At 74.4% G+C, this 1,586-nt stretch carries 1 protein-coding gene; it reads right to left on the bottom strand.

The window, feature by feature from the left end; genetic code table 11:
• On the bottom strand, nucleotides 1–1,404 hold a 1,404-nt coding region (locus CQZ88_RS16700; protein ID WP_258008634.1), incomplete at its 3' end, for an FAD-dependent oxidoreductase.
• Nucleotides 1,405–1,586: the final 182 nt, after the last annotated feature.

Genomic DNA, 1,586 nt, shown 5'->3' on the forward strand with positions numbered 1-1,586 from the left:
CCGCAGCGCGTCGCCGAAACGGTCCGCCGCCCGCTCGGCCAGCTCCCGCTGGGACGCCAGCGCCTGCACCGTCGGCGCCCACAGCAGCACCGTGTGACCGGGGTGGCGCAGCAGCTCGTGCAGCCGGAGCGGCGACGCGACGGCGTCCTGTCGCAGTCCCGTCGCGTCCGGGGCGCGATCACCCGGGGCCGGACCGCCGCCGTCCGGCACGTCGCCGCCCACGAGCGGGCTGCCGGGGTAGCCGAGCAGCAACTGGGCCTCGCGCGCGATCGCGGTCGCCGCGTCCGTCTCGCCGGCCCCGATGCCCTGCCGGGCGTGCCGCACGGTGCGGCCCACCACCTCCTCCCCGATGGGCCGGCGCTCGGCGTCGTAGCTGTCGAGCAGGCCGTCGGCGGCGCGGCCCTGCACCGCCAGCGCGAGCTTCCAGCCGAGGTTGTAGGCGTCCTGGATGCCGGTGTTCATGCCCTGCGCCCCGGTGGGCGGATGGATGTGCGCGGCGTCCCCGGCCAGGAACACCCGGTTCCCACCGTAGTTCCCGGCGAGGCGGTGGCTGATCCGGAACACCGACGACCAGCGCAGGGCACTCGCCCGCGTCGGTTCCGGCGCCAGCCGGTCGAGCACCGCCTGGATGTGACCGAGGGTGGGCCGGCGCCCGCCCTCGAGTCCGTGCGCGACGGTTCCGACGCCGGGCGCGGACGTCGCCAGGTCCGGCGCGACGAACGTCGACAGGCGGTAGCGACCGTCGCCGGGCAGCGGGATGCACACCATCATGTCCGTCGTCGTGCCGTCGGTCCGCGTCGACGCGCGGATGCCGTAACCGGCCGGCATCGACCAGTCCAGTTCGACGTCGGCGAGCATGTACTCCTCGGGGAACGCGTCGCCGTCGAAGGACACCCCGAGGCCCTTGCGCACGGCGCTGTGCGCGCCGTCGCAGCCGACCAGATAGCGGGCGGCCAGCCGCGTCGTGTCCTCGCCGTCGCGCAGGGCGGCGACCACGCCGTCCGCGGTCCGGTCGAAGCCGGTCAGTTCGACGCCGCGGCGCACGACGGTGCCGTGCTCGGCCAGGGCCTGCGTCAGCACCCGTTCGGTGGCGTACTGGGGCATGCAGACGAATCGGTACGGCACGTCCTCGGGCAGTGCGAGTTCGAGGCGCATCACCTCCTGCCCGTCGACGTACACGAGCTGCCCGTGCATCGGCGCGGACACGTCGAGCGACGGCCGGAGCACGCCCATCGCGTCCCACACCTCGAGCGTGCGCGGCTGGATACCGACCGCCTTGGCGTACTGCGGCGGCTCCGGGAGCCGATCGACGATCACGACGTCGACGCCGCGCCGGCGCAGTTCCAGCGCGGCGGTCAGTCCGACCGGGCCGGCGCCGACCACCAGGACCGAGGTCTCGCTCATCGGGCATACCCTTTCGTCGCGTTCGAGGGAAGTATGTCCGAATCCGCCTCCGGCGCGTGCCCGTTCGCCGCATCCTGCTTCCGTGCCGACGGGACCACGCTCCGGACCCTCTCGCCGCCGGGCAGCGCGCGCCCGACGTCACACGTCGAGGATGTGCGGCAGCCCGGCGCGGTAGTGGTCGG

The organism is Rhodococcus sp. ENV425 (assembly GCF_002887785.1).
GTDB classification, from domain to species: Bacteria; Actinomycetota; Actinomycetes; order Mycobacteriales; family Mycobacteriaceae; genus Rhodococcus; species Rhodococcus aetherivorans.